The sequence below is a fragment of the Escherichia sp. MOD1-EC7003 genome (genome assembly GCF_002965065.1).
In the GTDB taxonomy this organism is placed as follows: Bacteria; Pseudomonadota; Gammaproteobacteria; order Enterobacterales; family Enterobacteriaceae; genus Escherichia.
In genome coordinates, this window is sequence record NZ_PTRE01000143.1 from 1 (window position 1) to 6,270 (window position 6,270).

Annotated in this window: 4 protein-coding genes and 3 pseudogenes; 1 reads left to right on the forward strand and 6 read right to left on the reverse strand. The window is 46.0% G+C overall.

Annotated elements, in window-relative coordinates; genetic code table 11:
* Positions 1-79: 79 nt before the first annotated feature.
* A pseudogene (locus tag A7090_RS21220) lies at positions 80-278 on the forward strand (transposase domain-containing protein); the annotation flags it as partial.
* A gap of 199 nt (positions 279-477) precedes the next feature.
* Here A7090_RS21220 and A7090_RS21225 read toward each other — a convergent pair.
* From A7090_RS21225 to A7090_RS26795, 6 genes and pseudogenes are all read right to left on the reverse strand, one after another.
* Positions 478-1,176: a LutC/YkgG family protein gene (locus tag A7090_RS21225; protein WP_105275430.1), complete on the reverse strand. Its 699-nt coding sequence runs from the start codon at positions 1,174-1,176 to the stop codon at positions 478-480.
* Between the two features lie 4 nt (positions 1,177-1,180).
* Positions 1,181-2,596, reverse strand: coding sequence for a LutB/LldF family L-lactate oxidation iron-sulfur protein (locus A7090_RS21230; protein WP_001544484.1), 1,416 nt, complete (start codon positions 2,594-2,596; stop codon positions 1,181-1,183).
* A gap of 10 nt (positions 2,597-2,606) precedes the next feature.
* Entirely contained in the window at positions 2,607-3,326 is a 720-nt protein-coding gene (locus A7090_RS21235; RefSeq protein ID WP_105275431.1) for a (Fe-S)-binding protein, read from the reverse strand.
* 49 nt (positions 3,327-3,375) lie between these two features.
* On the reverse strand, positions 3,376-4,932 hold the full coding sequence (locus A7090_RS21240; RefSeq protein WP_000544015.1) for an L-lactate permease: 1,557 nt from the start codon (positions 4,930-4,932) through the stop codon (positions 3,376-3,378).
* A 286-nt stretch (positions 4,933-5,218) separates the two neighbouring features.
* Positions 5,219-6,121, reverse strand: a pseudogene (locus tag A7090_RS21245) (IS3 family transposase); the annotation flags it as partial.
* Positions 6,122-6,130: 9 nt separating this feature from the next.
* Positions 6,131-6,208 (reverse strand): annotated as a pseudogene (locus tag A7090_RS26795) (hypothetical protein); the annotation flags it as partial.
* Positions 6,209-6,270: the final 62 nt, after the last annotated feature.

The window sequence follows — 6,270 nt, forward strand, 5'->3', positions numbered from 1 at the left end:
GCCCTGGAAAGTTGATCTGAGCTCTCAGTAAATATCAATACGGTTCTGACGAGCCGCTTACCCAGCTAGTTGGTATAGGAAAGAAAATTTTGTGTTTTTCGGTAGCCATTACGGCGGAGAGCGTGGTGCGCTGCTGTACGGTCTGATAGGTACTTGCCGACAGAACAATATCGATCCGCAAGAGTATCTGTGTCATATCCTCAAAATCCTGTCGGAATGGCCTTCCAACAGTGTTGATGAACTCCTGCCAATAGAACGTAGTTACCACTAATAAATAAGCGTCAATATAGTGCTTCGTTGACGCTTACGGGATATGACTTTTTCAAGAAGCTAAACTGTTTGGAGTAAGCAAAAAAGCCTCCACAAATTGCTGCGGAGGCATAAAGAAACACAATTATGTCTAACCTTTAGTCTATAATTGCCTTTTCACAAGACGATTTCAATATCACCTTAAGGCCATTTTTTTATTAGAAATCGTTAATCGCAATCATCAATGATCAAATAGGTTGCATGTACAGGACCATGTACGCCAACAACTTTGATCAGTTCTATATCTGCAGTAGAACTTGGGCCTCCAATCAGATTTATACAGGACGGTATCCGTTGTCCTTCCTGAGCCATATCATGAAGTTTTTGCGCAAGCTGCGCCACTCTGGGGAGAATGGTGCTTTTACGTAAAACAAATAATGATGCTTCAGGCAAAAGGCTTACTGAGCGCCCACGTTCTGGTGCGGAGAATAAGACAATGCCTCCTGATTCTGTCAGCCCATACTCAGCGAAAACGACACCAGTTTTTGCCTTTTCAGCAATATGGATATTTTCATCGCCCTTCTCCGGATCCCACAGAGCAGCGCCCATTTCTTTTTGTAGCAATGGCGTAATCCCTGTATCGACCAGTCGTTGATCGTTGCTGATAATGACTGGCCCGGAACCGAACTTCCAACAGATGTCTAAGGCTTTTGATGGTGCGTTCTCAGGCGACACCAGAACACACTCGGCAAGCATCACTTCCGAGGCAAATTTAATAAACTCCTCACAGCGTTGGTCTGATGTCAACTCTGTTAAACGTGTTGTAGCCAGCGTATTTACAGGCTCCGGCATTGCTTCGGGAATATGTCTTACTGGTCTGCCAAGCTTTCTGGCGATCGCAACGAGAAATTCCTCTCTGTTTTCCATAAAATTACCCCTCCTTCTTATGTCGCTTGAACCAACTACGGAAGCTTTCTCCATCAGGTGATGGCAGGTCTCTGGCTTCAGTCCATTCTTTTATCGCTCCAACACTAATCGGCGTTTTTCCTTTCCTGATGAACAGACTGGCTGTTTTGGCCCCAGCAACCATACCTACCTTCCACAACGCCGGATGGCTGTTTATGTAATTGAATGCTCTGGTTATACGGCGTTCCGTTAATGGTGTGATTTCAGACTCTGCCATAACCTGGCGATGTTTTTGTATTAGCGTTGCCAGAGGTATTTTTACAGGACATACCCCATTGCAGGCAGTGCACAATGAGCAGGCATAGGGTAAATCCTTAAAGTCTTCATATCCACCAAGCAATGGGGAAATAACCGCGCCGATTGGCCCCGGGTAGATTGAACCATAACCATGCCCACCAATCTGACGATAAGCCGGGCAGGTATTAATGCAGGCACCGCAGCGGATACATCGCAATACATCGCTGAATTCTGAGCCGAGAATCTCTGAACGCCCATTGTCAACAATAATGAGATGGAACTCTTCCGGACCGTCAACATGTCCTTCTTCTCTGGGGCCTGTAAGCCAGGTGTTATAACCTGTCAGTCTGGCCCCGACAGCACTCCTTGCAAGCATGGTGATAAGAACATCCACCTCCTGGAATGTCGGAGCAATACGCTCCATACCCATAACAGCAATATGTGTTTTAGGTAATGTGGTGCACATCCGTGCGTTGCCTTCGTTTGTCACAAGGCAAACTGACCCTGTTTCTGCAACGGCAAAGTTACACCCCGTTACGCCAACTTCAGCACTCAGAAAATCTTGTCTGATTTTCTCACGGATGAACAATGTCATTGCTTCTGGAGTTTCAGGCCCGTCATACCCCAGATGTTCATGTAAAACTCTGCGGATTTGATGGCGATCTTTATGTATTGCCGGCACAACTACATGCGATGGTGGCTCATGTGCTAGCTGAAGAATATATTCCCCAAGGTCCGTTTCAATCACGGGTATCCCGGCTTTCTGAAGAACGGCATTCATGCCAATTTCCTCAGTCACCATTGATTTGGATTTAACAACCTTCCTGGCGTTTTTTTCTTTCGCCACCTTCAGTATGTAACTGGTTGCATCCTCTCTGGTACGGGCAAAATATACATGCCCGCCATTCGCAGTAACCTTTTCGGACAATTGATACAAATAAGCATCAAGATTTTCCAGAACATGCCGACGAATTTGTTCAGCACGTGAACGCCATTCCTCCCAGTGCCCCAGTTCATCAACCATTTTCTGCCGATTAGTCCCTATGCGCTCCTGTGCGTTAGCCACAGCTTTTCGCATGATCGGATCCTGAATCTGAATACGGATACGCTCTTTAAACCTGATATCACTTGTTTTCAAAGACATTCTGTTTACCTCATCTGTGCATCAGGACTTCAGCAATATGCATCACTTTTACAGGATGCCCTTCACGGTTAAGCCGACCGCCGATGTTTAGCAGGCAACTGGCGTCAGCCCCGATAAGAAAATCAGGTTTAACATCCATAATATGCCCGACTTTCTCTTTCACCATTTCACCAGAGATCTCCGCCATTTTTACAGAGAACGTGCCGCCAAACCCGCAGCACGTTTCCTGAGCGTGAAACGGCAGCAGCTCAAGTCCCCGCACATTCTCAAGCAGCAAAAGCGGTTCTCTGGTTACACCCAGTTTACGGGAAAGGCTGCATGAAGGATGGTACACTGCACGGCCATTGAGTCTTGCTCCTACATCAGTGATGCCAAGATGATTTACTATAAATGACGTCAAATCATGCAGTCGTTCAGCTACTTTTTCAGCTCGTGCCGCCCACTCAGGTTCTTCACTGAGATAGCGAGCGTAATTTTTTATCGTGTAAGTGCATGACCCGGCAGGAGATACTACAGGCCAGTCATTCTCTTCCAGCGACGATATGAGATTTTTCATGCCTTGGATGGCATCACGAACATAACCGCCATTTATCGCTGGCTGACCACAACATCCCTGCTTTTCGGGGAAATGGACATTGCAACCCAATTGCTCCAGTAACAGCACACTCTTTTGTGCCATCCGGGATTTAAACGCATCACCAATGCAGGTGACGAAAAAGTTAACATTCACAGAAATTTCTCCTGTTGATTAATATTTCACGTCCTTTTGTTATTTTTTCTCAGGCCATGAACAGGTGGTAGACAAGGCCTACTTTCAGTCCAAGAATAACAATATAAGCAAAGCAGTACTTCAGTGTCCCTGACATGATTACGCTACCCTGACCATCCATACGGGTGGCTGAAACTGCGATAGCAATACTCTGAGGAGAAATCATTTTGCCGCCTGTTGCCCCAGATGTGTTAGCGGCAGCCAGCCAGAGTGGGTCCACATGCAATTTTTCAGCCGCAGTGGTCTGCAATTTACCAAACAGAATGTTGGAGTTTGTGTCACTACCAGTAACAAATGTACCAAGAGCGCCGATAACCGGGGCAATGAAGAGGTAGGCCCCACCAGTCAGATCAACAAGGCTCTGTGCCAGAGTGCCAATCAACCCACAGACATCCATTACCGTTGCCATGGCAACAATCGCAGAAATGGCAATAATGGAGTTTTTAAGTTGTTTTACCGTGCTGACAAATACGTTTACCAGGCATGACAGGGATGCTTTCTGAATCAACCCGCCAATAACGCTGGCAATGATGATCAGCACACCGGGGGTTGCGATCCACTCAATCTTCATCGACAGATGGCTGCCGTTACTCAGAGAGAAGCTGAGTGACGAGGCAATCTGAGACATTGCACTTTTTACCGTCGGGAACAGTGGAGAACAAAGAAGAATGAACAGAAAAATCAGGATGTAGATTGAGCACGCACGTAACAATGCACCACGAGAGTATGAAAGTGCGCTGGCACTATCTGCTGAAGCCTCAATAAGGAATTCAGGGGCGGTTTTTTCTTTACGGTTTTTCGCCATAAAGACTATTACTATCAGACTGACAAGACTTCCCGCGAAAGCTGGGAGTTCCGCACCAAGATTAACAGCCACCAGATACTGGGGAATCAATGTACTGACACCACACATCAGGGTAATTAGTCCAACGCCTCGTATAGCCTTCATACCACCACCGATAATCGCGACGATGACGAAAGGAAGCAGAATGTTGAACAGTGCCAGTTGAAGAATAATTGTCCCGCTGAGTGTGGTTACAGGTAAATTAACTTGTTCAGCAAGTACAGAGACAGGTATACCTACTGCCCCAAACGCTGTAGGGACTGTATTAGCAACCAGTGATGCAATCGCTGCTTTTAGTGGGTTAAAGCCCAGAGCAATCAGTATACCAATGGGGATTGCTACCGCTGTACCGTATCCGGCTGCCGCCTCAAGAAATCCACCAAAACACCATGAGATAAGAAGTACCTGGATACGTTTGTCATCACTAACGCTTGCGAGAACATTTCTCAGAATATCCATGCTTTTTGTCGCATTCATCAGGTTATAGCTGTAAATGGCTGCCAGGATGACAATCACAATTGGCCACAGACCTTTGATTGCTCCATATACAACAGCAAACCCCATATCCTGAACAGGAGTGTTCCAGAAAAAACCGCCCAGAATCAGCGTGATAAAGAGAGTGCTAAGCACGGCATAATGTATGGGCATTTTGACTTTCAGAATCAAAATAATCATTGCCAGAAGGGGGGTAAGTCCCAGTAAAAAAAGCAGGTAATCGTGCATGTCCTTTCCTCAAAGAAAACAAATGAAGCATCATTACTGTGGTTAATTTTGCTCACCCTTATAAAGTATTTTTCTTGTTAAAAATATTAAGTGAATCGATTCAGTGTTATTATGGTGAATGAAAAGTTATTGATAATGTGTTTTTGTTTAACTTTTACTCATGAATGTAGCGATTATGTGTCGTTGTCGGGATTTAATGTAAGTGCTTAGGAAAGCACGAAGTGTAAGATTTGTCTTACGGGAGAGAGGTTCTAGGGCAGCAGTTCGTACGTTTTGTTTGTAGTGGTCAACAAAAATTGGCCACGGCTTTAGAGTTTTTCCAGAACAATCGTTCTGATTCATTCGGCGTCAAACCACCGTTATATTGATGAGGTCTGAGCTGGCTGTAATATCCCGTGATGTAGTTTGTTATCGCTGCGCTGGCTTCGCTAAAATTAGCGTATCCATTATCTGGTACCCACTCCGTTTTCAGGCTTCTAAAAAAACGTTCCATCGGGCTGTTATCCCAGCAATTTCCCCGGCGACTCAGGCTTTGTTTTATCTGATATCTCCACAGTAACTGTCTGAAATTTCTGCTGGTATAGTGGCTCCCTTGATCCGAGTGATACAGCAAATTAGCGGGCTTTCCTCGCGCTTCCCAGGCCATGGACAGCGCTTTCGTTGTCAGTGCAGAGTCCGGGAAAAATGACATCGCCCAGCCAACCGGTTTACGGGAAAACAGATCAAGCACAACGGCTAAATAAGCCCAACGTTTACCCGTCCAGATATAAGTCACATCGCCACACCAGACCTGATTAGGCTCTGTTACTGCAAACTGGCGTTCAAGATAATTGGGGATCTCTACGTGTTCCGTAGACGCTTTCTTATATCGATGGCCAGGCTGCTGACAGCTGATGAGATTAAGTTCTTTCATCAGCTTTGTTGCTCACCAGCGACTCAGTTTTACGCCTTTAGTTGTGACCATCGCGGCAATATTACGTGCACCTGCGGAACCATTACTTTCGCGATAGCTTTCACGAACAAGACTGAGTAATGACACGCGCGCGACATCAGGCTTCTTTGGCTGCCGCCAGTATTTATAGCTGCTGCGATGAACCCCAAACACGTTGCATACAACGGCAACAGGAAACCGCGCCCTGAGTTTCTCAACTAATGAGAACTGTTCAGGGAGTCTGACATCAAGAGCGCGGTTGTAGATTCAATCTGTCAATGCAACCCCCCTTTCAATTATCTCTTTCGGTGTTTTGAACTTCAGTGTCTTTCTCGGTCTGTTGTTTGTAAGCGTGCAGCAAGAACCGTATTGACGGGGATGTGTTATTCAGTCGGCAGTGCTACGCG